Consider the following 24,855-nt stretch of genomic DNA (forward strand, 5'->3'; position numbering starts at 1 on the left):
CGGGACACTGTTCCCGACGAGTGAGAACTAGTCACATGACTTACGCCGTGGACGACCGACAGGTCTACTAGACGGCCATGTTCGATACTATCCTCGTTCCGACCGACGGAAGCGACGTCGCCACTGCCGCGGCGGACGCGGCGATCACCCTCGCAGACAGGTTCGATGCGACGCTCCACGTGATCCACGTCCTCGAACCCTTCGAACTCCCGCCTGACGTCGTAGACGAGGATGCGGGAGCGCTCGCTCACTCGGGTGAAGCGGCGATAGCAGATATCGTGGAGACGGCGACGGCAGCGGGCGCCGAGACCACGTCGACGGTAATCGATACGTCCGGACAGATTCACGAGAACATCATCGCCTACGCCGGCAAACACGACGTCGACTGCATCGTGATGGGGACGTACGGTCGGACGGGGCTGGACCGATTCGTCCTCGGAAGCGTCGCAGAACAGACGCTCCGCGAGTCACCGATACCGGTCCTGACCGTCCACGAGGAGACGAAGATAGGGGCGTTCGACTCGGTGCTGGTTCCGACCGACGGCAGCGACAGTTCACGGGTGGCTGCCGACGACGCAATCGAGTTCGCACTGTCGACGGGGGCGGCACTTCACATCGTCCACGTGGTCGACGTTGGGGTGGTTCCTGACGGTGTCAACGTCGGGCAGGTCATGGCGGCGCTGGAAGATGCCGGTGAACGGGCGATAGACGACGTCATCAGCACCGCCCAGAACGCGGGGGTTTCGACCATCGAAGCCTCCTTGATGAACGGACGGCCACATCGTGCGATTACTGACTACGCGGCCGACAACGAGGTCGCCTGTATCGTGATGGGGACACACGGCCGAACCGGAATCGACCGGTATCTCCTCGGGAGCGTCACCGAGCGCGTAGTCCGACTGAGTGAGGTTCCCGTCCTGACCGTGAAAGGTGCGGACAGCGAGTGAGGCACCGACTTCGGCCGGACGGAAGTGAGCGGGTCGGCGGTCCCGTCTTTGTACACCGTTCCGAGGACGGTGCCGGTCGTACCGGCGTCGCACCCGTCCACGTTGTCTGTGAGTGCCACCGCAGGTTGTCGATGAGCCGTCCCGGCACTCTCCGGCGGGCAAGATGACCGTGTCACCCGCGAGACGACGTCGCCGGTCAGTCTCAGTGTGCCGTCCACCCGCCGTCGATGGGGATGTTCGCGCCGGTGATGTAGGAGGCGTGGTCGCTAGCGAGGAACACCGCCATCGGGGCGATCTCCGCCGGTTGTGCAGGCCGGTTCATCGGCGTCTCCCCCTTGACGTAGTTGTAGAACCGTTCGGTTTCGAGCAGCGGTTTGGTCATCGGGGTCTCGACGAAGCCAGGACAGATACTGTTGACCCGGACCCCGTCGTCCGCGTAGTCGACGGCGACCTGCTGAGTGAAGTTGACGACACCGCCCTTAGCCGCCGAGTACGCCGCAGCGCCTTTCCCGCCGACGAGGCCGTATATCGAGGCGATGTTGACGATACTGCCCTCGGACTCCATCAGGTGAGGGAGGGCCGTCTTCGTCCCGTACATGACGCCATCGAGATCGATGCTGACGACCTGCTCCCACTCGTCGAGTTCCATCTCTGTCACTGTCGACTCGCTCCCGATGCCGGCGTTGTTCACCATCACGTCGAGTCCGCCGAACTCGTCGACGGTCGCCTCGACGAGTGACTCGACCTGCGCGTACTCCGAGACGTCCGTCTGTACGAACCGACAGCCGAGGTCGCCCGCGGCGGCCTCTCCCTCGGACGCCGTCCGGTTCGCGATGACGACGTCCGCGCCGGCGTCGACGTACGCGTCGGCGATAGCCCGCCCGATGCCCGATGACCCGCCCGTGACGATCGCGGTTTTTCCGTCGAGTTCCATGGGTTACTCCGAGTCGAGAATACTACGACCAGCGAGAAAAAGGATGGGCGTAATTCTCACGGGACGACAACGATTGGCCGTGACGACCGATTACGACGCTGTCGGCGTCGTGGTTCTCCGCGTATCCGTGATGTCTCGTGCGGAATCGCCGAACCGGCCGGTCGTACGGGCCGCTCCGGCGTGGTCGGTAGCGCGCTCTCTTGCCTCCGAGAGCACCCTGTCTGACCGCTCCGTCGCTCGCCCACGGTTCGTCACTGCCGAGCGCGTCTCGGCCCGGGAACTCGTCTCGACGGAGTCGCTGACGTGAGAGACCACACTCCGCGTCTGGACTCGGAGAATCGTAACGAACTCCGCACTCGAACCGGAACGTGGTCGACTGGAGGCGGTGAGGAAGTGACAACTGCGGCTAGTCGTTACCGACCTCGGCATTCGTCCATCTCTCGATCCGAGCAGGTGTAACTAGTCTACTCGAATCCGTCGGCGAATCTCGCGAGCAGCCGTACTTTATATCTGTGACGGCGGAAAAACCTCACAACAGTACGTCTGTTAGTACTCCCTACTCGACGCAGGTGGCTGGTAGGGCCTCTCTGAACGTACTGCCGCGGAGAACGGCAAACCGGTACGAGGTGCTTTCTGTGGTACACCAGTAGACTCCGTCCGATAGGCCCGACGGACGGACTTATCGCCCGCCCGTCTGTCACGGTTCTTCGTGCAGACGTCGGTGCGGAGAAACCAGAACCTACAGGTCGGTGTCGGGCCTCATTCGACGTATGTCACCGACCGTAGACGAACTCCGGAACGAGATTCGACAGGCAGTGGGACGATACGAACGCATCGAGTCGACGGCGTTCACCAAGGAGGCCCTCGCGGCGATTTGTGAGGCCGTCGGCCACGACGTCGACTCGAACCGACTCCCACCGAAACCGGAGATGCGGGCCGGAATACTGCGGTGTCTCGGTGAAACCGAAGATGACGACCCGGCGGTGGCCGAACGCCCCTTCCGCAAGGCCGAACTGACGGCTATCGCTGCGGCCCTCGACTCGGAATAATCCCTCCTGTGGGTGTTATATACACTCCTACAGCTAGCCGTCGGTAGAAGAGAACGGCAATCCGGATTTGGACAGAAATTCGGTTATACGCCCCAATATGTGCAAATTTGAACATTTTGTGTTCTATTTCGATAGCGAAATGTGGTATCTGCGGACATCTGTGTCTGCGTATTCGTACTATCCCTAAACTATCGACACACGTGGTGGACGGACGCAGCGTATGGTTACGTCTGGGTATCGTAGCGACAAGGCCGAATTCGAACTGTGAAGCGAGTGGCCTGCGCTATCGATGCGCCCCTTCGTCGATGTGGTCGTCCCCCCATTGGTTCAGCATCGGCCAGTAGCCGTCTGGCGTCTGCCCTCAATCCCGAACAGATTCGAGAATGAGGCGCTGTTCGACGCGCTTGGCTTCGCGCTGGGCGTCGTGGACGGCGTCGACGTTGACGCTGACGGAGGTGATGCCGGCGTCGACGAGTTCCTGAATCATGCGCGGCTTCGAGGCCGCCTGCCCGCAGATACTCGTCGATACGTCGTACTCTCGGCACGTCTCGATGACGTCGTGGAGCAACCCCATCACCGCCGGGTGGAGTTCGTCGTAGCGGTCCGCGACCGTACCGTTGTTGCGGTCGACGGCGAGCGTGTACTGGGTGAGGTCGTTCGTGCCGAACGAGACGAAATCCAGCCCCGTCTCACAGAGCTCCTCGATGCAGAGCGCGCTCGCAGGCGTCTCGACCATCACGCCCCAGTCGCGCTTCTCGGGGTCGATACCGACCTCTCGCAGCAACGCCGTCGCTCGGTGGACGTCTTCGGCGTCGGTCACCAGCGGGAGCATCAACTCCAGACTGTCGTACCCCATCTCGTAGAGTTTCTTGAACGCGCGCAACTGGAGTTTGAAGGTCTCTGGCTCTTCTAGCGACCGGCGGATGCCGCGATATCCCAGCATCGGGTTGTGTTCGCTCGGTTCGTCGTCGCCGCCCTCCAGTTGCCGGAACTCGTCGGAGGGGGCATCGAGCGTCCGAACGCGGACGGGCCGTGGATAGAACGCCTCGGCGACGGTCCGCATGGAGTCTGTCAGGGTGTTCACGAACGCCTCTTCGCCGTGGTCGTCGACGTACTGCTGGGGCGTCTTGTTCGTCGACAGCACCATGTGCTCCATCCGAAGCAGACCGACGCCGTCGGCGCCCGTCGCGGCCGCTCGCTCGGCTGCTTCGGGAATCGAGACGTTGACCTTGATGTCCGTCGCCGTCATCGGTTTGGTGCCGCCGGCCGACCCGTCGGGTCGGCCACTCGACGCCGACTGTGGCTCGCCGTCGGTCGCAGGCTCCCTGTGTCCGTCGGCGACCACGCCGCGGTCACCGTCGACCGATACCATCTGGTCGTCGGTCAGCGTCGAGGTGGCGTTCTCGGACCCGATGACCGCAGGGACGCCGAGCTCGCGGGAGACGATGGCCGCGTGACTCGTCATCCCGCCCTCGTCCGTGACGAGCGCTCCGGCTCGTTTCATCGCGGGGACCATGTCGGGCGTCGTCATCTCCGTGACGATGATGTCTCCCTGATTGACTTTATCGAGTTGGTCGAGCGTGCCGACGACGCGGGCCGTGCCCGTGACCGTGCCGGGACTCGCACCGAGTCCGTCGACGAGTACGTCGCTGGTACCGGATTCGCCACTGTCCGTATCGGCGTGGTCGTTACGAGACTCGTCGGCAGACCCCTCGATAGTCGTTATCGGCCGCGACTGGAGGAGGTAGATACTGCCGTCGCTGGTGGCCCACTCGACGTCCTGTGGCTGGTCGTAGTGGTCCTCGACCAGTTCCCCGAGGGAATGTAGCTCTGCCAGTTCCGTCTCGTCGAGGACGCGTTCGTCCTGCTTTTCGTCCGGAACCGACCGTTCGACCGTCTCACCGGTCTCGTCGTCGCGGACGTGCATGGTCTTTTTCGTCGCGACGGTCACTGTCTCGATGGACTCCGCCTCGCGATCGTAGGAGTAGTTGTCCGGCGAGACGGCACCGGAGACGACCGCTTCGCCGAGGCCCCACGCGGCTTCGACGGTGATTTCGGGCTCACCGGTCGAGGGATGCCGGGTGAACATGACGCCGGACTTCTCGGCGTCGACCATCCGCTGGACGACGACGGCGATGTCGACGGTTTCGTGGTCGAAGCCCTGTTGGTCGCGGTAGTAGATGGCCCGCTGGGTGAACAGCGACGCCCAGCATCGCTTGATTCGGTCCAGCAGGTCCGCCCGGTCGACGTTGAGGAACGTCTCCTGCTGGCCGGCAAAGGAGGCGTCGGGCAAGTCTTCGGCCGTCGCCGAGGAGCGGACCGCGACGAACGGGTCACCCTCGAAGTCGTCGTAGGCGGCCAGAATCGACGACTCGACGCGCTCGGGGATGTCCGTATCCACGATGAGTTCGCGCGCTCGCTGTTCGGCTGACGCGAGGGCGGCGGAGTCCTCGCTATCGACGTCGACGGCCTCGAACAGGTCGTCTGCGATGCCGGCCTCCTCGATGAAGGCCCGGTACGTCTCGGCGGTGACGACGAATGCGGGGGGCACCGGAAGCCCCGCGTCGCGTAACTCGCCGAGCGAGGCGCCTTTGCCACCGGCGCTATCGACGTCGCTGGTACTAATCGCACTCAACCAAGCTACTGGCATGTATCTACGATACCGACCTACCGATATATAAATTCCGTGCTGGGCAGCCGTCACACGACCGATGAGTGCGCCGACAGGACAAGGTTCGACCTACCGCTCCGGCCAAGCGTCACCGCCGTCAGTCACCGGCCTCCCGTCAGCGATCCCCCTATCGGGGATTGTTGCCGGAAACCTATCGAACGTCTCGACGGGTGTCCCCTTGCGGTCGTGAGCGACCGCGTCGTCACCGGTGTCGTCGTGGATGCCGGGCGTGTCACCGAGGCGCTCGAGTGTGTCGGCGCGTTCTTCGAAGCCGTCGATGCCGGCGAGGTGCCTTCGACGAATGCCGTCGCCGGGCGCCACTCTCAACTCAGACGGTCCGCTACCGGCAGCTGATACATACGCTCTGGAACCGGAAGCCTGCACTCGGTCGACCACCGTTCGAAGTGTTGGTAGTTCGCATAGGCCGAACGAATGCGGCCGCGAAGTCACGCATCGACGGGGACGCTGCCGTCGGACAGGAGGGGGAATCGGGACGAACGGTCGGAATACGACCCGGCACGATAGGCACGCCTGTGACGCCAGTCCCCTGTGACGCGGCGGTCTCGGCCACAGAAACGACACGCCGCCCGCACCGTTCCACGTCGGCAGCGACCGACCGGTCAGGGTGGCTGTGACCATGCCTTGCTATACGTTCACGTGTGGCGGTTGTGTTCGCTACTGACGAACGCTGTGGTCGACAGTGTTCCGACGGTTCGCTGATAGAGCGAACTCCATCCGCCCTACGGGACCGCATGTCGGACCGCAGACGGCGGATTCGATGGACTGTCTCAGGTCTCCCCACCGGCCGCAACGATAATAACGAGTGTACGTATGTTATCTTCCCATGCCGAATGCGTTCGCACTACGCGAACAGTGGGTTTGAACGGCACCAACCCACAGACGTAGTGATTCCGGTACCTGTGTAGTCGGATTATTACGATCGCACGGCTCCCGCTCGTATGGGTCGGGGACGCGACCACCTTGTAGACTCCGGAGCAGTCGCATCGACCGGTATCAGCGATGTCGCGGCCCCGCTAAGGCCCGAGTGATGACCGTACCCGTCACAGATTTAATCCTCGACCGAGAAAGCCAAGACGTGTTCGACCAACAGACACGGCTCGGCTTGGGAACGTACTCCCTCACGGGAGAGGCAGGACGAGACACCATCGCGGCGTCACTGGACGTTGGGTACCGGCACCTCGACACTGCCCGACTCTACGAGAACGAACGAGAGGTCGGGGAGGCTATCGCGGACAGCGACGTCGACAGGGACGACCTCTTCGTCGCCACGAAGGTCGCACACTTCGAGGAGCCAGAGAAGACCGAGTCCTACGTCCACCGCGCCGTCGAGGAGAGCTTCGACCGCCTCGGACTAGAGCGCATCGACCTGCTGTATCACCACTGGCCGCGCAGCCAGGGCGACATCGAGACGGTCCTCCCGGTTCTCGAAGAGTACGTCGAGGACGGCGTCGTCGACCATCTCGGCGTGAGCAACTACACGATAGCGGACATGGAACTCGCTCGGGACCTCGTAGACGTCCCCATCGACGCCCTGCAGGTGGAGATGCACCCACTGCTCCAACAGGACGAACTCCGTGACTTCCTCTCGGACACCGACACGCAGGTCGTCGCGTACTCGCCGTTGGCACAGGGAGAAGTGTTCGATGTGGACGCCATCTCGGCGGTCGCGGAGAAACACGGCGTCTCCGAGGCGGTCGTGACCCTCGCTTGGCTTCTCTCGAAAGACGACGTCGCTGCTATCCCGCGGACGAGTTCGGTCGACCACCTCCGGGACAACTTCGAGGCGCTCTCGGTCGACCTCGACGCCGAGGACATCGCGCGCATCGACGACATCGAGCGTACCCATCGCTGTGAAGACCCAGACTGGATGAGTTGGTAGCGCTGAGTTTGAGGGTACCCGAACCTATTTACCGTCTCACGCTCCCTGATGGTGTATGGGCGTTGGATACACGACTATCATGTACGACGCGACGGACATCGACCGGGCGCTCCGTGACATCGCTGCCTGTCAGTACGACGGCGCAGAGATTGGCATCGAAAAGATCAGGACGATGGGGTTCGACACAGTCGGACGGCTACTCGAGGAGAACGACCTCGACATCTACTGCGTGATGAGCGAGTGGCTCGAAACCGAGGCGGCTGTCGACCGAGTCGTCGACGACGTGCCGAGGGTCGCCGACCTCGGCGCCGAGTATCTCGGGCTCTTGCCACCACAGCGTGGGCGACAGGACGACGAGACAGTCCAACAGTGGTTCACCCAGATAACCGAGGCGGCGACCGACGCCGGCGTGACGCCGCTCGTCCACCACCACGGCGCGACCCACGTCGAGAACGCGGCGGAGGTCCGAAACTTGCTCGACGCCGTCGACGGCCTCGAACTCCTCTGGGACACCGCCCACTACTACCCCTATGGAGAGAACTTCCCCGACGGTGACGTGACCGACGGTATCGAGCGGTTCGCCGACGACATCGCGTACGTCCACCTCAAGGACGTGGCCCCGCCGACCGGTTTCGCCGACGTTCGTGACAGTCTCACCGAGGGGGACTTCCACCTCGACAACGTCATCAACTACTTCCGTTCGTTCACAGATCTGGGCGAGGGCATCATCGATTTCGCTGGGGTCTACGAGGCGCTGGAGACGGTCGGCTACGACGGTCACTACACCATCGAGATGGAGAACCAGACGGAAAAGCCGCTCGTCCACGCGATGGAGAACTACGACTACTGGCGACAACTTACCGCTGAGTGAGACGGCGAGTTCGGTCGTCTCCTCGGACCCCGACGGACCAGTCTCAGGCTAACTGCATCAGCGTCGCCCCGACGACGATGCTCGTTATGCCGGAGAGAACGCGGGGCGACTGCGGAACTTGTCGTGCGATAGCATACGAGAGCGCGACGACGACGAGCGGGTAGACGTTCGAGAGCGGGACGACGGTCACGACGGTCCCGATGCGAAGCGCGGAGAACCACGCGAGCCAGTTCCCCGCGACGAAGACGCCCGCGAGGGTGAACGCGACGAGCGCCACTCGGTCGCGGATACCGACCTGACGGCGCGACGCGCTGGAGGTGCCAAACAGCAACACGAACGCGACGAGCGCCGACGTCTGTCCGACAGCGGTCCCGACCAGCGTGTTACCGTAGCCGTTCAGTCCGATCTTCACGAGGACGAACGAACAGCCGAGCAGAAGCATCGCTCCGACGGGGAGAACGAGGTCACGAACGCCGACGCTCGCGAGTTCCTCCACGAGGAGGTCGTCGTGTGACTCGTCTGCGCCCTCTGCGACCTGTAACACGACGCCGCCGCCGACGATACACAGCAGGCCGATACCCGAGACCACAGTGAAGGGTTCACCAAACAGCGGCACGGCGAGTATCGCGGCGATGGCGGGGTTGGCACTGACGATGGCCGCGGAGACGCGCGCGCCAATGCGGTCGATGCTCTGGAAGTACAGCAGTCGGAACGCCGCCGGGTTCGCGAGCCCTGCGACGACGAATGGTGCGGCCGTCTCGATCGTCAGCGAACCGAGCGCGGCACCTCGGACGAACAACAGGCCCCAGAAGACGAGGACGCTGACGAGAATACTGATGAAGGCGGCCGCGAGCGCGGGCGATCGGTCGTCGTCGTACTCCCCGATCGATAGGCCGTACTCGACGCTGATGGCCTGCAGCCCCGAGAAAACCGATGCGAGTAGTGCGAGCGCTGCGCTGAGTTCGACGATCATCGTCGCCGCTGTTCGGTCGGGCCGTCGTGGCTGTCGGTCGGCGTCTCGATGCGTGATCTATCGTGGCGGTCTGTCTCTGTGCTCATGATTGTCGGAACTGGTGCCGGAACGTCTCTGGCTCACTGTATCAATGTTACTCCTGTGGACGGTCGGTCAACACACCAGCAGTGGCCGGACCGCGGCCACCAGAAAGTATAAACATCACCACAGAGAATTGCGGACAATGCGATTTGGAATCGTCGGCTGCGGCCTCGTCGCACAAGTCATGCACATCCCCTACCTCGCCGAGCTACAGGCGGCAGAGCTCCACGCCTTCGCCGACCCTGCGGAGGATAGAGCGGAGACGCTCGCAGAGCGGTACAACGTCCCGAACGTGTACGCGGGACACGAGGAACTCCTCGCCGACGTCGGTGACGAACTTGACGCCGTCATCGTCCTCACGCCGTCACACGCACATGCCGATGTCGCCGTCGATACGCTCGGTGCGGACATCCACACGCTGATCGAGAAGCCGATCGCGACGACGCTCGAAGACGCAAACAGGATGGTAGAAGCGGCAGAGGCGAGCGATGCGACGGCGATGGTCGCCTACATGAAACGCTACGACCCGTCCTACGAGCGAGCCCAGGAGGTCGTCGGCGAGTTAGACGAGATAGACCTCGTCACCGCCTACGACGTCGACCCCGACCACTTTCGAATCGTCGAGGAGGTGTACGATCTGGTCCCCGGTTCGCCACCCGAGTCAGTCATCGAGGAGAGCGGCGCCAAACGGCAGGCCGACATCGAGCAGGCCATCGGCACGGACGACGAGATGCTCGTCGACGCCTACGACTTCCAACTCGAACACGTCTGTCACGACGTGAACGCGCTCCGAGGGCTGTTCGGCGACGTCGAGCGTATCGACCACGTGAACGTGCTGGCCGACGGCCGCTACGCGACGGCACACATGACCTACGAGGACGGCACCGAGTGCATCTTAGAGACCGGGGACTCCGACCGGAAGTGGTTCGAGGAGTTCATCCGCGTCGACTCGCCGGACGGGATGGTCTCCATCGACTTCTCGAACCCGTTCATCAAGAACACGCCGACGGAACTCCGCATCAAACAGGGGCTCGAAGAACTGACAGACACGGTGGAGACGCCATCGTACGAGGAACCGTTCAAGCGAGAACTGGCGTACTTTATCGAGTGCACCGAGGACGAGTCCCCGGTCCGAACGACGTTCGCGGAGGCGCGAGAGGACCTGCGCGTCATCGTCGACCTGTTCCGGACCTATCGCGGGGAGACGCCGCGCACCGACGACTGACGCGGTCGTAGTCCGGTTCTCACTCCCGTCGACGCAGAGAAACCCACGTCTCCTGACTGTGGCTTCGCTCGATGGCGTCGACGACGCGCTGTGCGGCAAGCCCGGCATCGAAACTCGGCTCGTAGCGTCCCCCGTCTGCGATAGCCGACAGGAACTCGAAGTTCTCGTGGACGAAGGTGTGCTCCCAGCCGATGATGTGGCCGGTCGGCCACCACGCGTCCATGTACGGGTGGTCGTCCTCCGTGACGAGGATGCGGTCGATGCCGTCGGTCGTCTCGGTGGTCACTTCGAGTTCGTTCAGCCGCTCCATCGAGAACTTGAAGCCGCCCTTCGACCCGTACACCTCGACCGTGTTGTCGCCCTTTCGCCCCGTTGCCACCCGGGACCCCTCGAAGACGCCCATCGCACCGTTCTCGAAGGCGGCGAGGGCGGAGTACTCGTCGTCGGTCGTGACCGGCTCCCTCTCACCGTCGCCGGTCGGACGCTCGTCGATGAACGTTTCGAGGTGGCCAGAGACCCGTTCGAGGTCGCCGACGAGGAACCGAGCGAGGTCGATAGTGTGAGCGCCGACGTCGCCGACGGCACCGCTGCCGGCGCTCGCCTCGTCGTTTCGCCACGTCCACTCGTCGTCGGGGTCGGCCTGCCAGCCCTGCAGGTATTGGCCGTGGAACCGACGTATCCGGCCGAACTCGCCGGCGTCGAGCATCCGCTTCGCGAGTTGTATCGCCGGAAGATAGCGGTAATTGAACGCCACCCCCGCTATCGCGTCGCTCGATTCGGCCGCGGCCGCCATCTCCCGAGCGCCGTCGAGCGTCGGCGCGAGCGGTTTCTCACAGAAGACGTGGACGTCGTTCTCCAGTGCCCGAACCGTCGGGTCGACGTGGACGCTGTTTGGTCCGAGGTTGTAGAGCACGTCGACGTCGTCGAGGGCGTCCGCCCAATCCGTCTCGACTCGGTCGAACCCGAGTCTGTCGGCGGCCGACCGGACCGCGCTCTCGGTCCGGCCGACGAGTACCGAGCGGTTCACCTCGGGTGCGTCCGGGAAGAACATCGGCAGGCGGGCGAGCGCGTTCGCGTGGGCCTTCCCCATGAACCCGTAGCCGAGGAAGGCGACGTCGAGCGTCATCAGTGACCTCGCTTGCCGACCGGCGTATCGAACGATGCCGTCCAGTTACGGTCGTGTCGTTGCATACCCACTCACCTCGTGCGGTCGACGACCGCAGTGTCGGCTATCTGTGTGGACTCGTCGGCTGTCGCCGTGACGCGCGGCGCGTCCCGCGTCGCCGCGAGTGCTGGACTGCCCCGCTCGATAGTGCCGATGACGCCCCGTCCGTGGGGATACACTTCTGTCCTCGGTCCGCCCTCTCGCTCGGGTCGATACTTTCTCGAACTGGTAACTGCCACCATACGACAGCATTCGACCGAGGCGATGAAAAATCTATGTGCTGTCGCCGACCTCCGCACGAGCGCAGGCGAATGATTATTACTCGCTCGGACTGAACCCTCTCCCTGTTCCAATGCAAGCCGTAGCACTCTATCCTGAGGGGCCGGAACTGCGCATCGTCGAGAAACCGAAGCCCGAACCGACCGACGACGAGGTGTTAGTTCGGACACGCTACGTCGGCATCGACGGGTCGGACAGACGTATCGTCGCCGGCGACATTGGCGGTGACCCTCCGGACGGCGCCGACCACCTCGTAATCGGTCACGAGGCGGTGGGCGTCGTCGAAGACCCGAACGGTAGCGATTTTGAAACCGGCGACGTGGTGGTCCCGATGGTCCGCAGGCCGACAGACGAGATGTCGCGGTTCGCCGAGAACGCCGAACTCGACATGGCACCGCCCGGAACGTTCCACGAGTGCGGCATCACGGGCGCACACGGCTACATGGCGGAGTACTTCACCGCCGACCCCGAGTACCTCGTTCCGGTGCCCGACTCACTCGCCGACTACGGCATCTTCGTCGAACCGGCCAGCATCGCAGAGAAAGCGCTCGATCAGGTGTTCACGGCTCGTTCGGGGTTCGACTGGCGACCGGAGAGCGCGTTCGTCCTCGGCAACGGCAACCTCGGGTTGCTGGCGCTCGCTCGCTTCTCGACGGGCGACGAGTTCGACCGGACGTACTGTCTCGGTCGGCGTGACCGGCCCGACCCGACCATCGAGTTCGTCGAATCGGTCGGCGGGACGTACGTCGACTCGAGGGAGACCAAACTGAGTGAGTTTCCCGATGTCTACGAACCGGCGGACTTCGTCTTCGAGACGACCGGCTATCCACAGCACTCTATCGAGGCAGTGAGTGCGCTCGGTCCCAACGGCATCGTGACCCTACAGGGGATACCGGGCGATAGCACGTTCGAGGTAGAAGGTGGCGGGTTCCACTCGGACCTCGTCGTCAACAACAAGGGCGTCCTCGGCGTCGTGAACTCGCGCCGACCCCACTTCGAGGCTGCGGTCGAGTGGTTACAGGCGGTGCCTACGTCGCTCCTCGACGGCCTCGTAAGCGGCGTGTACGCCGTCGACGGAGTTGAGGACGCCCTGAGCGATACGGACGAGACGATAAAGACGGTCGTCTCCTTCGAGAAGTGACGGAATCTGTCGCGAGCGGACGGGACGAGCGGTAGTCGAGGCGCTTGAGTCTATGACTCCGACCCCGCCGACGAGGAAGCGCGCGTCGTCGCAACCATCTCTTCGGGGTCGCCGATTCGGTCGCCCGTATCGGGATCGAAGCCGTGGACGAGTTCGTCCTCCAGCGTGAGCCACACCGTATCGCCACGCGTCGTATCGATGGTACTCGGCGCAACGATGGTCAGGCTCACGTCGCCAGCCGCCACTTCGACTATCTGTTCGTCACCTTGTGGTTCGGTCACTTCGACTTCGGCCTCCACCGCGTTGGCCGTCTCGTCCGTGTGGATGGTGAAGTACTGCGGGCGGACGCCGAGCGTCATCTCGTCGGTCCCGCTGTATCGCTTCGCGACGGCGTCGTCGAGCGTTACCTCGAAGTCGTCCGGCGCGTTCTCGGCCTGAATCTGCCCCTCCGAATGGGTGACCTCGATGAAGTTCATGGAGGGCGACCCGATGAAGCCGGCGACGAACTGGTTCACCGGCTGGTGGTACACCTCGTCCGGGGTCCCTATCTGCTGGATGTGGCCCTTGTCCATCACGACGAGTTTGTCACCGAGCGACATCGCCTCCTCCTGATCGTGGGTGACGTACAGCGTCGTGATGTCCATCTCCCGCTGGAGCACCTTGATTCGACTTCGCATGCTGATTTTCAGCTTCGCGTCGAGGTTCGCCAGTGGCTCGTCCATCAGGAACACCGCCGGGCGGCGGATGATGGCCCGACCCAGCGCGACGCGCTGTTGTTGCCCACCGCTGAGGTTGGCGATGTCGCGGTCGAGCAGTTCCGGAATCTCCAGCGTCTCCGCGACTTGTTCGATGCGATTCTCGCGTTCTTCTTTGTCGACGTCGGCGACTTTCAGCGGGTAGCCGATGTTCTCTCGGACGGTCATGTGCGGGTACAGCGCGAAGTTCTGGAACACCATCGCGATGTTCCGGTTCTTCGGGTGCACGTTCGTCACGTCGTGACCGTCGAGCGTAATCGTCCCTGAGGTGGGTTCCGTGAGTCCGGCCAGACACCGAAGCGTGGTCGTCTTGCCGCACCCGCTCGGACCCAGCAGTATCGTGAACTCGCCGTCGTTGACCTCGAGGTCGATGTCCTCTATCGCTATCGTTTTTCCGTACGCCTTTTTGACTGAATCGTATTCGACAGTTACCATTGCTTACCACTCTCCGTTGCTGCAGTGACTCGATTCGATGCCGGCGCTCCGGCACGACCGTTCGACTGTGACCGTCGGTGCGCACTCATTTGCCGACCGCCCCCATGCTGAACCCTCTGACGAGTTGCTGCCGCGCCATGAACGCGAACAACAGGACGGGAACGAGCGCTATCGTCGCCGCGACGCTCATGTTGATCCACTGCACCGAGAACTTCGTCACGAACGAAGCGAGTCCCACAGGGACCGTGATGGCCTGCGAGCTCTGTGCGAGGATCACGGCGAACAGTAGCTCGTTCCACGTGATAATCGTCGTGAAGATGGCCGACGCGATGAGCCCGGGCTTCACGAGTGGCAGCACGATTTTGAAGAACGCACCGAGGTGGGTGTGCCCGTCGATCATCGCGGACTCGATGAGGCTCTCCGGCACCTCCTCGAAGAACCCCTTCATCATCCACACCGCGAACGGGATGTTGAACATCGTGTAGACGAGGATGAGTCCGCGGAGCGTGTTCACCAACCCGAATCCCCGGAAGATGACGAACAGGGGGATAATCGTGACGATAGGCGGCATGAACCGCGTCGACAGGATGTAGAACGGCAGGTGGAAGTCCAGATTGTAGGGGTAATCGAACGTCACGAACGCGTACGCGGCCATCGCGCCGACGGTCGTCGCGACGATCGTCGTGACGACGGTGACGATGACGCTGTTCGTGATGAACGTCACGAACTCCGGTCGCTCTGCGAACAGGCGCGCGAAGTTGGCGAACTGCGCGTCGACGGGTATCCACTGTGGCGGGAACGATAACAGCGTCTCACGCGTCTTCAACGTAGCCGTCACCAGCCAGTAGACTGGGAACAGCGTCCAGACGAGGAAGACGGCGAGCGCACCGTAGACGCCGGCCTTCGTGAGTCCCGTCTCTGTGAGGCGTTCGTGTAGCTTTTCGAGCCCCGACGGTTCCGTGTAGGGCATCGTTTCGACCGGGGTGTCTTGTTTCGTCGTCATGAGCCGAACTCCACGTTAGCGATATTGACGAAGCTCATGGCTAGTATCAACACCAACACGAGGAGCGATACGGCCATCGCGGACGCTTCGCCGAAGTTGTTGAACCGGAATGCGGTCCGGTACATCTCCATACTGATCACGTTCGTCGCGTCGGACGGGCCGCCGCGAGTGAGGATGAACACCTTCGCGAACACGCGGAGGGCGTCCACCAGCCGAATGATCAGAATCAACACGATCAGGGACTTGAGGTACGGCAGCGTGATGTCCATGAAGCGCTGTCGTCGAGACGCGCCGTCCATGATCGCCGCCTCACTGATGTCGTCCGGAACCGACTGCAGTCCCGCAAACAGCACCAGCACCACGAGGGGCGTCCACTGCCAGATGTCCGTGAGGATGACGGAGTACAGCGCGACGCTCGTCTCGCTGATCCACCCGACGTTCGCCCCGCCGGTCAGTGGCGCGGCGATGTAGTCCAACAGGCCGTTGGGCGCGTACATGAGCCGCCAGATCAGTCCGATGACCGTCGGAGAGAGAATCATCGGAATGAGGATCAACGTCTGCCAGAGGCCCCTGACTTTGATCTTCTTGTTCAGCACCAGCGCCATGGCGAACCCGAGGATGAACTCGAGCGTGACGGCGATGCCGACGAACTTCGCCGTCACGACCAGCGAGTTGAGGAACGCCCCGTCGCTGAGCAGTTGCACGTAGTTCTCGATACCGACGAAGACCGTCCCGGTCGGCAGATACGATTGCGTCGAGAACTGCAGCGCGCGAAGTAACGGGTAGAACGTCAGCGAGAACAGAATCAGCACCGCTGGAATCGTCATCAACCACTTCAGGTGGTCGTCGACCCACAGCAGCACCTCCTCACGGCTAGAGGTATCCGTGCTGAACTGTGCAACCTCCGAGGTCACTGTCTCGCTGTCCGTGTCAGTCGCCATCGGTATCCTCTCCGGACGGTGATGGGGCTATCGCTACGTGACGGGCACCGGGGCACGTCAGGGTCGGGCGTGAATCGCGTTCCATAGTTGTCTGTTTCACTCGTAGTAGTTCGCGTTTGCAAGGATGCCTTCGACCTGCTCTTTCGCCTTCTGGGTCATCTCGCTCGGGGAGAGGTCGCCGGCGAGCGCGGCGTTGAGCAGTTCGCCGTGCCCGATGCCGAACTCCGAGTACAGCGGCGTCCGCGGTCGGTACTGTGCGGTCTGGAGACTCTCGTACAGCGCGGGGAACCACGGCTGGGCGTCCATGTTCTCCTCGAAGGTGTCGTGGCGGAACGGCACGCCACCGAGTTCGACGTATTTGTTCTGTGCTTCCTTCGAGATGGCCGAGCGGATGACCTCGCCGGCCGCCTTCTTCTTCGAGTCGTCGATGTAGCTGTTGATACCCATGATCCAGTTCCCTTGGGTCGGCGCCCGTCGCTTCGCACCCTTGTGGCCTTTCGGGATGGGGGTGAACTTGATGTTGTCCGCCTCGTCGGACTCCTCCGAATCGAGGAGGAGCGACGCCGCAGACGGCCACGCCGGGGCCTGCGCTGCAGACCCGCTCGCCAACCCGTTGAGGACTGCGTCGCTGTCGAACGAGGTGACGCCGTCCGGGCTGATGGACTTGAGGTCCTCGGTGTAGAACCGGACCGCCTCCGTGCCGTTCTCGCCGGCCCAGTTGTACCGCCAGTTGTCGTCGAACATCGTCCCGCCGATAGCGTTCCCGAGGGCGAAGAAGTTCGCCATGACCGGGTTGCCACGTTTCCCACGGATGATGTACCCGTTCGTCCCGTCGACCTGCTGGGAGATTTTCTGCCCGGCCTCGTAGACGTCACCCCACGTCTCGGGCGCATCCGCGCCGACTTGGTCGTAGAACCCGCTGTTGTAGGCGAACAACTGCGTGTTACCGACGATGACCTGCCCGCGAATCTGCTCGTCCATCCCTTCTGCGGACGGGATGTTCGGCGCGCCCGGCGTGGGCCACGTCGCGATGTCGACGGTGGTGTCGATGAGTTGGTCCGTCGGCAGGTCTTCCGGGAGCCACTGCTGAATCGGATCGATGTGCCCGGCGAACTGCGGGAACCACGGGTCGTCCATGAACGCGATGTCGTACGCATCGCCCTGTGTCGAGAGGACGCTGTTCGTCTTCTCGAAGAGGTTCGCGTACGGGAACAGTTCGACGTTGACCGTGATTCCCGTATCCTCGGCCACGTACTCGTCGACGAGACGTTTGAACAGGCGTCCCGACCCCTCGACGGCCGCGACAGACAGTTCCTGTGCGGTCTGGTTCGATCCGGACCCGGTCGAACCGCCATCGCCGCCGTCGCCGCCGGAGCCACCGTCACCGCCTCCGCAACCGGCGAGACCGGACAGGGCCACGACACCTGCGGTCGCACCGATGAACTTTCGCCGGGACGTGGCCGGTCGCCCAGATGAGTCGTTCGTCTCACTGTCACTATCCGTTCTCGTCTTGCTAGCTCGAGTCACGTCTCCACTCTGAATTTCCTACCTAATAAATCATGCTGTTGAATTCAACTGTTCAGTTCAAAACTAATACCTGATGGCCCAATACCGGTAATCCGAGGGCGGCCCGTCAGCGCTCGAGGTCGACCGGTCCCGCACTTGCCGGTTCTGGGTGTCGACATCTGTCTTCGTCGTTCCGTCTGTCGGCGCGACGTTGGATACCGGCGCCGTTTCGGTCACGACACCAGCCGTGTCGAACCTGCTCGTTGACTACCCGGTGCTTCGGTGTTCGAGTCTCTTCGGGCCCGTCTCTGGGTTTCCCGCGACCGTTTTCGAGACTTCACTGCGGCGGCCGAGTCTAACGGCATAGAAAACTACTTTTCGATCGGTCCGAGAGGAGCACGCAGCGGTATGACTAAACCAAACCGTACCAGAACTGTCGGTGTCACCGCGGGGAGCGCGTTCGACCTGCGCGTGGAAGAAGCAGTGTTCGACGGCCTCGACGTGACGCTCCGTCCAGTGGACATCGAAACCACCGACGACCTGATGCGCGAACTCGCCGACGTGGATGCCGTAATCGACAGGCTTCTGGCAGCCTCCTATACGTCTGCTGTCATCGACTCACTCGACCACTGTGAGGTCATCGCCCGCTGTGGCATCGGCGTCGACGGTGTCGATACCGAACGCGCCGCAGCACGCGGGATGCACGTGGTCAACGTTCCAGTCTACTGTCAGGATGAGGTGTCAGAGCACACCATCATGCTCTTGCTCGCTCTCGAGCGGAACCTCTCGACGTACGATACCGCCATGCACGACGGCGTGTGGGCACAGGACGTGACGACGACACAGGTTCACCGGCTTCGTGGACAGACACTCGGACTCGTCGGGTTCGGGACGATAGCGCAACTCGTCGCCGAGAAGGCACAGGCCTTCGGGATGGACGTCGTCGCGTCAGACCCGTATATCGACGCCGAAGAGATGTCTCAATCGGGCGTCGAGAAGGCGACCTTCGAGGAAGTACTTGACGTCGCCGACGCGGTCTCGCTGCACGCACCACTCGTCTCCGAGACGCGCGGAACGATGGACGCTGCCGCGTTCGAGCGCATGCAGGACTCCGCGTACCTCATCAACGTCGCACGAGGGGGACTCGTTGTCGAAGACGACCTCGTCGACGCGTTGTACAACGACGAAATCGCCGGTGCGGGGCTCGACGTATTCGAAACGGAACCGTCCAGTCAGGGTGATGCGGCCCCACCGTTCGAGAGCCCGCTCCGCGATTTCGATACCGTCGTGCTCACTCCTCACGTCGCGTGGTTCTCTCAGGAAGCGAACGAGGAACGGCGACGGATGGCCGCGCGGGACGTCCGTCGCGTCCTCGAAGGGACGGCTCCAGAGAACCCGGTCAACGAGCCACAGTAGGTCCCGGCACCGCGGTTTTCGCTGACAGACGGTTACACGAGAGGCCCGCTCGAGAATCGGCGACGGCGTTACAGCGACGGGATGACTTCGTCGCCCATCACTTCGAAGAACTGCTCGGGTTCGGGGCTGGTGTTCCCGAGGGTGATTCGGTCGAACCCGAGTTCGGCGTACTCCTCCAGTTGTGCGGCGATGTCGCTCGGGTCGTCGGCGATGAGGAACTTGTGTTCGACTTCCTCGCGAGTGGCGTTCTCGCCTTCCGCCTCTATCTCTTTCGGGTTGGCAAGTCCGCGGCCGAAGACGTCCTGTGTCGCGGCCCACCACGGCTTCGTCGCCTCGTACGCCGTCTCGTAGTCCGGGTCGTACGACGCCGTGACCAGCAGCGTGGTCTCGACTGCATCGGGGTCCCGTCCCGCGTCTGCGGCGTGCCGACGGACTGCCGGATAGAGCTTGTCAGTGTACTCCTCGTCTTTCAAGACGGTGATGAACCCGTCGCAGTACTCGCCGGCGAGCGACGCCGTCGCCGGCCCGTTCGCCGCGACGTGTATCTCGGGTGGCGTCTCCGGCTTGGTGTATAGCCGCGCGTCGTCGAGTTGGTAGAACTCGCCGTCGTAGTCGACGAAGTCGTCGGATTCCCAGAGCAAGTGGCAGATTTCGAGTGACTCCTTGAGCCGCTGTCGTCGCTCGGGATACTCGGGCCACGGAAACCCGAGTGGCTTCTCGTTCATCGCCTCGCCGGTACTAACGCCGAGGACGACGGTTTCGTCGTGCATCACCTGCAGCGTCGCGAACGCCTGCGCGATGATTCCGGGGTGGTAGTGTCCGGTCGTCGCCGTCACGCAGGTCCCCATCGGGAGGTCGGTCCGTTCGCTGAGTGCTCCCAGCCAAGACCACGCAAAGCCGGACGACCCCTGACTGTGGAACCACGGGTGAAAATGGTCCGACGTCCAGATCATATCGAACCCGGCCGTTTCGGCTAACTCGGCGTAGCGGAGTAGTTCGTCGGGTTCGTACTGTTCTTGATGTGCGTCGTAATCGATGGCAACCATGGGTTGTGAATCAAACGGCGGTACCAGTCGTCACACCGCCCGTCTCTGTCGTCTCTCACTGGCGACTCGCCCAGCGCCGGGCCGTCGTGTTCGCCCGCCCCCCGAGAGAGCGGCGTCGAGTTCGCTCGGCTCGGAGACCCGGTCGGCGAACCGACGGCGGCGTCGTCGACCACGTCTATCAGCAGGATGCTCCCGCGACCCGGGATGCCGACGAGGTACCCGACGCTCCTTCTCGATGCACTGTGTGATGCTTTCACTGCCGCTCTCCCGTGGCATACGCTATCATTCATCGAGAATCGTTATCAGTGTTCTGGTCACACCGGGCCGTTCGGCGTCTGGAACGCTCGAATCGCTCGTTTCGACGGCGAAGACACTGCGGGAGGCGAACGGAGTCGTATACAGAAAAGGGAGCAGGTGTCTGGGCGGCGCGACGCTGCTACTCTTTCCGGTGGGCCTCGACGACGTCCCAGTCCAGTTCGATGCCCAGACCGGGGGCGTCCGGAATCTGAATCCGGCCGTTCTGGATGAAGTCCTCCTCGCGGGCGAGCAGGTCCTCCCACCATGGCACCTCGCGAGCGTGGTACTCCAGTGCGACGAAGTTCGGCACCGTCGCGCCGACGTGAGCGGTCGCCGCCGTCGCAACAGGACTCCCGATGTTGTGCGGGATGAGCGCCTGATAGTAGGATTCGGCCATGTCGGCTATCTTCTTCGTCTCGGCGATGCCGCCGGTCTTCGGGACGTCCGGCGCGAGGAAGTCGACGGCCTGGTCCTCGATGAGGTCCCGGAAGCCGTGGCGGCCGTAGCGGTTCTCCCCAGTCAGAATGGTCGCGTCGACGCGGCGCTTCAACTCCCGCATCGCGTCGGTGTTCTCCGGCGGGAGCGGGTCCTCTATCCACGCGAGGTCGTACGGTTCGAGCGCGCGACAGAGTCGCTCTGCGGTCTCGGGGCTGAAGTTCCAGTGGAGGTCGACGGCCACCTCGGCGTCGTGGCCGATCTCCTCGGTGACAGCCTCGACGACCCGTCGCTTGTGTTCGATTTCGGGCGGGTCGAAGTGTCGCGAGAGCGTATCGATTTCGCGGCCAGAGGGCACGTCGAGGTCGAACTTCACGACGTCGAAGCCGTCGTCGACGGCCGCGCGTGCCGCCTGTGCGTACGCCTCCGGTTCGTAGGTGGACTCCTCTTGGCCCTCCTCGGCGGACTCGACCATCGCCTCGCCGGCGTGACAGTCGGCGTAGACGGTGACCTCCTCGCGCATCTTCCCACCGAGCAACTGGTACACCGGTTGATCGAGGAGTTTGCCGGCGGCGTCCCAGAGGGCGAGTTCGACCCCGCTGATGGCGATGGTGCCGACGCCCTCCTGTGAACCGCGCCCGGAGAGACTCTCGCGCATCAGGTTGTAGAGCCGTTCGACGTCGGTCGGGTTCTCGCCGACCAGTACGGGGCGCAGATAGTCGGTGATGATCTCGTGGACGCCGGGCGAGGGGTAGGCCTCGCCGATGCCGGTGACGCCCTCACTGGTCTCGACGGTGACGATGGTCCACGGGAAGTTCCCGTCGACGACCACCGTCTCGAGGTCAGTTATCTCTGCTGTGGGGCCGTCGGCACGACGGGGCGTCTCGTCGAAGTCGGCCCACATGGTCGCTGCGAGTTTGGAAGCGAAATCTTCGTACATAGTTGTGGTTCGGGATTGCCGTGTCGGCGTCCGGTCGGCCGTCGACCGGGGTCGGGACCGGCGATTCGGCCGTCGCCGAGTAGCGGACGCGTGATAGCCTCGTACGCGGCGACGCCGAATCCCATCGTTTCCCGTATCATCGCTCGGCCTGTTATAAGTTCCGGTGGGTATGCCGTGTCCGACCGGTCGCCTATCGGTGCGGATTCGGAAGCGGGTGGGTGCCACGAACTGTGAGAAGCATACACATTTTTGTGCCTCCGAATAATGAGTCGATATAGGGAGCCAGTATCCGTCGGGGGAGACTCTCGTCTCGGCGATACTGGCCGGACGAAAACAGCTATGACCGATATCAAGGACTCGATCGACGCAGGCGGCCATCCGCTCGGCACGTGGCTCTCCATCGGCCACCCGAAAGTCGCGGAGGGACTGGCACAGCTAGACCTAGACTTCGTCTTGGTCGATATGGAACACACGACGATGTCGCTGGAGACCGTCGAGAACATGGCTCGCGGCGTCGACGCCGCGAGAAACGAGACGGAGGCCGTAGTCCGCGTCCCGTGGAACGACCCCGTCCGTCTGAAACGGGTGGTAGACATCGGCGTCGCCGGCGTCATGGTGCCGATGATAGACAACGCCGACGAAGCCCGGTCGCTCGTCGAGTCGATTCGGTATCCGCCCGAGGGTATCCGGGGCATCGCCGGGAGCCGCGCGACGGGCTACGGCCGGAACTTCGAGGAGTACGTGAGCAACGCTAACGGTTCCATCCTCACGATCGCACAGATAGAGACCCGGCAAGGGCTCGAAAACGCGGAGGAGATTGCCAACGTCGACGGCATCGACGCACTGTTCGTCGGCCCTGCCGACCTCTCGGGGTCGCTGGGACTGTTCGCCGAGTGGGACTCCGACGAGTTCGGTGAGGCAATCGGACAGGTCATCGAGGCGAGCCAGAACGCCGACGTCCCCGTCGGGACGCTCACCGTCGACATCGACGCTATCGATTCGCGACTGGAGCAAGGCTTTGACTTCCTCATCGCCGGCAAGGACATCTCGCTCCTGATGGATAGCGTCGACCGAGCGATAGCGGACTACGCCGCCGCGCTCGACGAACGAGTCCCCGCGTCGTCGGACTGAGCCGTTCAGTTTCTGCCGAAGCGCTCACGACCGAGACACCGCCTCGTGGAGTCGCTGCCAGCGACGAACCGACCGCTTCTCGGTCCGAACTATCCCGGAAAACCGCCGTCGCGCTCGAAATTTAAAGCTGGGGCCGCAGGAGTTCAGTCGTTGCTGTACCAGCGCTGGATCTCGATGGTCTTGTCGGTGTAGAAGTTCACCGCATCCTCGCCTTGGGCGTGCAGGTCGCCGAAGAACGACCCCTTCCGACCGCCGAAGTGGAAAAAGCCCATCGGCGCACAGACGCCGACGTTGATGCCGATGTTGCCCGCGTCGACCTCGTAGCGGTACTTGCGCGCCTCGGCACCGTTCTCCGTGTACAGCGAGGAGGCGTTGCCGTACTCGGTGCTGTTGACCATCTCGATGGCCTCGTCTAAGTCGTCGGCCTTCGTCAACGCCATCACCGGGCCGAAGATTTCGGTCTGGGTGATGTCCATGTCGGTCGTGACGTTCTCGAGCAGCGTCGGGCCGAGGAAGTTCCCGTCGGGGTAGTCCGGGTGCTCGAAGTCCCGTCCGTCGACGACGAGGTCCGCACCTTCCTCGACGGCGTCCTCGATCATGTCGATAACGCGCTCTGCGGACTCGCCCGTGATGAGCGGGCCGACGTCGGTGTCTTCGTCGAGGCCGTTGCCGACGGTGAGTTCGTCGACGTCGTCGAGAATCTCCTCGCGCAGGTCGTCGTAGACGTCGCCGACGCCGACGACGACGTCGTTGGCGAGACAGCGCTGGCCGGCGTTGCCGTAGACGGAGCCGATGATGTTGGGCACCGACGCTTCGAGTTCGGCGTCCGGCGTGACGACGGCGTAGTTCTTCGCGCCGCCCTGTGCCTGCACGCGCTTGCCGTGCTCGGCGGCCGTCTCGTAGATGTGCTGGGCGACCGGCGTGCTGCCGACGAAGGAGACGCCGGCGATGTCGTCGTGTTCCAGCAGGGCGTTGACGGTGTCGGCGCCGCCGTTGACGAGGTTGACGACGCCGTCGGGGAAGTCGACGGCCTCGATGGCCTCGAAAATAATCTGGGAGCTGAGCGGGACCTTCTCACTGGGCTTGAGGATGAACGTGTTGCCCGTCGCGACGGCATAGGGCAGGAACCACAGCGGAATCATCGCCGGGAAGTTGAACGGCGTGATAGCGGTAAAGACGCCCAGCGGTTGGCGGACGGCGTGTTCGTCCATTTTGCTCGCGACGCCCTCGACGTTGCCGCTGCCCTCCCGGAGCATGTTCGGGATGCCGGCGGCGACTTCGACGTTCTCGATGCCGCGGCGAATCTCCCCGCGTGCCTCGCCGAGCGTCTTGCCGTGTTCGCGCGTGAGCGCCTGTGCGATGTCTTCTTGGCGGTCTTCGAGTTCCTGCTTCAGGTCAAAGAGGTACTGGACGCGCTCGACCGGTGAGGTCGCGCGCCAATCCTCGAACGCCTCGGTGGCCGTCTGGACGGCCTCGTCGACGGTGTCCGGGTCCGAGAACGTGACGTCTGCCAGTGTCTCGCCCGTCGCCGGGTTGACGACTGGCTGTCCCGCGTCGCCCTCGATCGTGACCCACTCGCCACCGACGTAGTTCTCTACGGAGTCGGGTACGGCAGTCGCCGCTGGCGACTGCTCTTGCTTGCTGGTCATGCATTGGGAACGTCTACACCGAGCTACATAGATGTTACGCACGTAGGGGGTGTGAATCGGCCCAT

Annotated in this window: 23 protein-coding genes; 9 read left to right on the forward strand and 14 right to left on the reverse strand. The window is 63.3% G+C overall.

Annotated elements, in window-relative coordinates; translation table 11 throughout:
* Positions 1 to 77: 77 nt before the first annotated feature.
* Complete coding sequence (locus G9465_RS19880; protein ID WP_166973563.1) at positions 78 to 947, forward strand: universal stress protein; 870 nt, start codon at positions 78 to 80, stop codon at positions 945 to 947.
* A gap of 202 nt (positions 948 to 1,149) precedes the next feature.
* On the opposite strand, the gene G9465_RS19885 is transcribed toward G9465_RS19880, so the two are convergent.
* Entirely contained in the window at positions 1,150 to 1,881 is a 732-nt protein-coding gene (locus G9465_RS19885) for an SDR family NAD(P)-dependent oxidoreductase (RefSeq protein ID WP_166973566.1), read from the reverse strand.
* 79 nt (positions 1,882 to 1,960) lie between these two features.
* Between G9465_RS19885 and G9465_RS19890 the strand changes: the two genes are divergently transcribed.
* Both G9465_RS19890 and G9465_RS19895 read left to right on the forward strand, forming a co-directional pair.
* Complete coding sequence (locus G9465_RS19890; RefSeq protein WP_166973569.1) at positions 1,961 to 2,188, forward strand: hypothetical protein; 228 nt, start codon at positions 1,961 to 1,963, stop codon at positions 2,186 to 2,188.
* Between the two features lie 463 nt (positions 2,189 to 2,651).
* Positions 2,652 to 2,930 (forward strand): hypothetical protein, encoded by a 279-nt coding sequence (locus G9465_RS19895; RefSeq protein WP_166973572.1) that lies wholly within the window; start codon positions 2,652 to 2,654, stop codon positions 2,928 to 2,930.
* Positions 2,931 to 3,291: 361 nt separating this feature from the next.
* Here G9465_RS19895 and ppsA read toward each other — a convergent pair whose 3' ends face one another.
* Both ppsA and G9465_RS19905 read right to left on the reverse strand, forming a co-directional pair.
* On the reverse strand, positions 3,292 to 5,580 hold the full coding sequence (gene ppsA / locus G9465_RS19900) for a phosphoenolpyruvate synthase (protein WP_166973575.1): 2,289 nt from the start codon (positions 5,578 to 5,580) through the stop codon (positions 3,292 to 3,294).
* 90 nt (positions 5,581 to 5,670) lie between these two features.
* A complete protein-coding gene (locus tag G9465_RS19905; RefSeq protein WP_166973578.1) occupies positions 5,671 to 5,922 on the reverse strand; it encodes a hypothetical protein in 252 nt (83 codons plus the stop codon).
* A 727-nt stretch (positions 5,923 to 6,649) separates the two neighbouring features.
* On the opposite strand from G9465_RS19905, the gene G9465_RS19910 reads away from it, so the two are divergent.
* Positions 6,650 to 7,501: an aldo/keto reductase gene (locus G9465_RS19910; RefSeq protein ID WP_166973581.1), complete on the forward strand. Its 852-nt coding sequence runs from the start codon at positions 6,650 to 6,652 to the stop codon at positions 7,499 to 7,501.
* A gap of 55 nt (positions 7,502 to 7,556) precedes the next feature.
* Entirely contained in the window at positions 7,557 to 8,372 is an 816-nt protein-coding gene (locus G9465_RS19915; protein ID WP_166973584.1) for a sugar phosphate isomerase/epimerase, read from the forward strand.
* A gap of 43 nt (positions 8,373 to 8,415) precedes the next feature.
* Here G9465_RS19915 and G9465_RS19920 read toward each other — a convergent pair whose 3' ends face one another.
* Entirely contained in the window at positions 8,416 to 9,345 is a 930-nt protein-coding gene (locus tag G9465_RS19920) for a DMT family transporter (RefSeq protein ID WP_166973587.1), read from the reverse strand.
* Positions 9,346 to 9,568: 223 nt separating this feature from the next.
* Between G9465_RS19920 and G9465_RS19925 the strand changes: the two genes are divergently transcribed.
* On the forward strand, positions 9,569 to 10,651 hold the full coding sequence (locus tag G9465_RS19925; RefSeq protein ID WP_166973590.1) for a Gfo/Idh/MocA family protein: 1,083 nt from the start codon (positions 9,569 to 9,571) through the stop codon (positions 10,649 to 10,651).
* A 19-nt stretch (positions 10,652 to 10,670) separates the two neighbouring features.
* On the opposite strand, the gene G9465_RS19930 is transcribed toward G9465_RS19925, so the two are convergent.
* Both G9465_RS19930 and G9465_RS19935 read right to left on the reverse strand, forming a co-directional pair.
* Positions 10,671 to 11,777 (reverse strand): Gfo/Idh/MocA family protein, encoded by a 1,107-nt coding sequence (locus G9465_RS19930; RefSeq protein ID WP_166973593.1) that lies wholly within the window; start codon positions 11,775 to 11,777, stop codon positions 10,671 to 10,673.
* A 71-nt stretch (positions 11,778 to 11,848) separates the two neighbouring features.
* A complete protein-coding gene (locus tag G9465_RS19935; protein WP_166973596.1) occupies positions 11,849 to 12,058 on the reverse strand; it encodes a hypothetical protein in 210 nt (69 codons plus the stop codon).
* Positions 12,059 to 12,168: 110 nt separating this feature from the next.
* On the opposite strand from G9465_RS19935, the gene G9465_RS19940 reads away from it, so the two are divergent.
* On the forward strand, positions 12,169 to 13,236 hold the full coding sequence (locus G9465_RS19940; RefSeq protein WP_166973599.1) for a glucose 1-dehydrogenase: 1,068 nt from the start codon (positions 12,169 to 12,171) through the stop codon (positions 13,234 to 13,236).
* A 50-nt stretch (positions 13,237 to 13,286) separates the two neighbouring features.
* Here the strand turns inward: G9465_RS19940 and G9465_RS19945 are convergent, their stop codons facing one another.
* From G9465_RS19945 to G9465_RS19960, 4 genes are all read right to left on the reverse strand, one after another.
* Entirely contained in the window at positions 13,287 to 14,426 is a 1,140-nt protein-coding gene (locus G9465_RS19945; protein ID WP_166973602.1) for an ABC transporter ATP-binding protein, read from the reverse strand.
* Between the two features lie 85 nt (positions 14,427 to 14,511).
* Positions 14,512 to 15,429: a carbohydrate ABC transporter permease gene (locus G9465_RS19950; RefSeq protein ID WP_166973605.1), complete on the reverse strand. Its 918-nt coding sequence runs from the start codon at positions 15,427 to 15,429 to the stop codon at positions 14,512 to 14,514.
* Entirely contained in the window at positions 15,426 to 16,370 is a 945-nt protein-coding gene (locus G9465_RS19955) for a carbohydrate ABC transporter permease (RefSeq protein ID WP_166973608.1), read from the reverse strand. Before G9465_RS19955 ends, G9465_RS19950 begins: the two co-directional genes overlap by 4 nt.
* 96 nt (positions 16,371 to 16,466) lie before the next feature.
* Positions 16,467 to 17,789, reverse strand: coding sequence for an extracellular solute-binding protein (locus tag G9465_RS19960; protein ID WP_227015811.1), 1,323 nt, complete (start codon positions 17,787 to 17,789; stop codon positions 16,467 to 16,469).
* A 495-nt stretch (positions 17,790 to 18,284) separates the two neighbouring features.
* Here G9465_RS19960 and G9465_RS19965 point away from each other — a divergent pair, with 495 nt between their 5' ends.
* Complete coding sequence (locus G9465_RS19965; protein WP_166973611.1) at positions 18,285 to 19,292, forward strand: C-terminal binding protein; 1,008 nt, start codon at positions 18,285 to 18,287, stop codon at positions 19,290 to 19,292.
* Positions 19,293 to 19,360: 68 nt separating this feature from the next.
* Here the strand turns inward: G9465_RS19965 and G9465_RS19970 are convergent, their stop codons facing one another.
* From G9465_RS19970 to G9465_RS19980, 3 genes are all read right to left on the reverse strand, one after another.
* Positions 19,361 to 20,338: a TIGR03557 family F420-dependent LLM class oxidoreductase gene (locus G9465_RS19970; RefSeq protein ID WP_166973614.1), complete on the reverse strand. Its 978-nt coding sequence runs from the start codon at positions 20,336 to 20,338 to the stop codon at positions 19,361 to 19,363.
* Positions 20,266 to 20,595, reverse strand: a complete 330-nt coding sequence (locus G9465_RS19975) for a hypothetical protein (RefSeq protein ID WP_166973617.1) — start codon at positions 20,593 to 20,595, stop codon at positions 20,266 to 20,268. The genes G9465_RS19970 and G9465_RS19975 overlap by 73 nt, the downstream gene beginning before the upstream one ends.
* Before the next feature lie 179 nt (positions 20,596 to 20,774).
* On the reverse strand, positions 20,775 to 22,010 hold the full coding sequence (locus tag G9465_RS19980) for a mandelate racemase/muconate lactonizing enzyme family protein (protein ID WP_166973620.1): 1,236 nt from the start codon (positions 22,008 to 22,010) through the stop codon (positions 20,775 to 20,777).
* Between the two features lie 339 nt (positions 22,011 to 22,349).
* Here G9465_RS19980 and G9465_RS19985 point away from each other — a divergent pair, with 339 nt between their 5' ends.
* Positions 22,350 to 23,141 carry an HpcH/HpaI aldolase/citrate lyase family protein gene (locus G9465_RS19985; RefSeq protein WP_166973623.1) on the forward strand — a complete coding sequence of 264 codons (792 nt, stop codon included), beginning with the start codon at positions 22,350 to 22,352 and terminating at the stop codon, positions 23,139 to 23,141.
* Positions 23,142 to 23,284: 143 nt separating this feature from the next.
* Here the strand turns inward: G9465_RS19985 and G9465_RS19990 are convergent, their stop codons facing one another.
* Complete coding sequence (locus G9465_RS19990; protein WP_166973626.1) at positions 23,285 to 24,790, reverse strand: CoA-acylating methylmalonate-semialdehyde dehydrogenase; 1,506 nt, start codon at positions 24,788 to 24,790, stop codon at positions 23,285 to 23,287.
* Positions 24,791 to 24,855: the final 65 nt, after the last annotated feature.

Origin of the sequence: Haloarcula sp. JP-L23, from assembly GCF_011602445.1 — an archaeon.
Taxonomy (GTDB): domain Archaea; phylum Halobacteriota; class Halobacteria; order Halobacteriales; family Haloarculaceae; genus Haloarcula; species Haloarcula pellucida.

Excerpts from the sequence above, each read along its gene's own strand:
- G9465_RS19880 (WP_166973563.1), top strand. The coding sequence starts at position 78 with ATGTTCGATACTATCCTCGTTCCGACCGACGGAAGCGACGTCGCCACT.
- ppsA (WP_166973575.1), bottom strand. The coding sequence starts at position 5,580 with ATGCCAGTAGCTTGGTTGAGTGCGATTAGTACCAGCGACGTCGATAGC.
- G9465_RS19965 (WP_166973611.1), top strand. The coding sequence starts at position 18,285 with ATGACTAAACCAAACCGTACCAGAACTGTCGGTGTCACCGCGGGGAGC.
- G9465_RS19970 (WP_166973614.1), bottom strand. The coding sequence starts at position 20,338 with ATGGTTGCCATCGATTACGACGCACATCAAGAACAGTACGAACCCGAC.
- G9465_RS19955 (WP_166973608.1), bottom strand. The coding sequence starts at position 16,370 with ATGGCGACTGACACGGACAGCGAGACAGTGACCTCGGAGGTTGCACAG.
- G9465_RS19980 (WP_166973620.1), bottom strand. The coding sequence starts at position 22,010 with ATGTACGAAGATTTCGCTTCCAAACTCGCAGCGACCATGTGGGCCGAC.
- G9465_RS19950 (WP_166973605.1), bottom strand. The coding sequence starts at position 15,429 with ATGACGACGAAACAAGACACCCCGGTCGAAACGATGCCCTACACGGAA.
- G9465_RS19945 (WP_166973602.1), bottom strand. The coding sequence starts at position 14,426 with ATGGTAACTGTCGAATACGATTCAGTCAAAAAGGCGTACGGAAAAACG.
- G9465_RS19985 (WP_166973623.1), top strand. The coding sequence starts at position 22,350 with ATGACCGATATCAAGGACTCGATCGACGCAGGCGGCCATCCGCTCGGC.
- G9465_RS19915 (WP_166973584.1), top strand. The coding sequence starts at position 7,557 with ATGGGCGTTGGATACACGACTATCATGTACGACGCGACGGACATCGAC.
- G9465_RS19910 (WP_166973581.1), top strand. The coding sequence starts at position 6,650 with ATGACCGTACCCGTCACAGATTTAATCCTCGACCGAGAAAGCCAAGAC.
- G9465_RS19940 (WP_166973599.1), top strand. The coding sequence starts at position 12,169 with ATGCAAGCCGTAGCACTCTATCCTGAGGGGCCGGAACTGCGCATCGTC.
- G9465_RS19895 (WP_166973572.1), top strand. The coding sequence starts at position 2,652 with ATGTCACCGACCGTAGACGAACTCCGGAACGAGATTCGACAGGCAGTG.
- G9465_RS19990 (WP_166973626.1), bottom strand. The coding sequence starts at position 24,790 with ATGACCAGCAAGCAAGAGCAGTCGCCAGCGGCGACTGCCGTACCCGAC.
- G9465_RS19930 (WP_166973593.1), bottom strand. The coding sequence starts at position 11,777 with ATGACGCTCGACGTCGCCTTCCTCGGCTACGGGTTCATGGGGAAGGCC.
- G9465_RS19925 (WP_166973590.1), top strand. The coding sequence starts at position 9,569 with ATGCGATTTGGAATCGTCGGCTGCGGCCTCGTCGCACAAGTCATGCAC.
- G9465_RS19885 (WP_166973566.1), bottom strand. The coding sequence starts at position 1,881 with ATGGAACTCGACGGAAAAACCGCGATCGTCACGGGCGGGTCATCGGGC.
- G9465_RS19935 (WP_166973596.1), bottom strand. The coding sequence starts at position 12,058 with ATGGTGGCAGTTACCAGTTCGAGAAAGTATCGACCCGAGCGAGAGGGC.
- G9465_RS19920 (WP_166973587.1), bottom strand. The coding sequence starts at position 9,345 with ATGATCGTCGAACTCAGCGCAGCGCTCGCACTACTCGCATCGGTTTTC.